1 rRNA gene is annotated in these 447 nt (G+C 46.2%); it reads right to left on the reverse strand.

Annotation, left to right across the window (positions count from 1 at the left end):
• Positions 1–102 precede the first annotated feature (102 nt).
• Positions 103–221: ribosomal RNA gene (gene rrf, locus EES38_RS23335) — 5S ribosomal RNA — on the reverse strand.
• Positions 222–447: the final 226 nt, after the last annotated feature.

Raw genomic sequence — 447 nt, forward strand, 5'->3', positions numbered from 1 at the left:
CCGCCCGCCCTTTTATTGCGCCGCAATGCGGGGCAGGGGGAGCAAAAAAATAATCAATAAACGGTCATTTAAGTAAGCGCGGTAGGAATTCGCGCAAAAAGAGGGATGCAACACGAGGACTTCCCGGGAGGTCACCCATCCTAGTACTACTCTCGCCCAAGCACGCTTAGCTGCGGAGTTCTGATGGGATCCGGTGCATTAGTGCTGGTATGATCGCATCCGTTAGTATATGCAATGCAATCGTATATATTATTTTTTGAAGACTTGATGAACCAWTCGCCGTGGGTCCCACCCGCTATGTAGGGATACCCCATCTAGTCTTAACGAGCTTTGATGCATGAAAAAATTCGAAAACAATGCTTGAACAAGTAATTTTGGGTCCGTAATATAGCCCAAATAACGAAAATGCCCGAAAAAGTACTTAAAGGTCAAAATTTGGGGTCGACA

Source organism: Vibrio viridaestus (genome assembly GCF_003856525.1).
Taxonomy (GTDB): Bacteria; Pseudomonadota; Gammaproteobacteria; order Enterobacterales; family Vibrionaceae; genus Vibrio; species Vibrio viridaestus.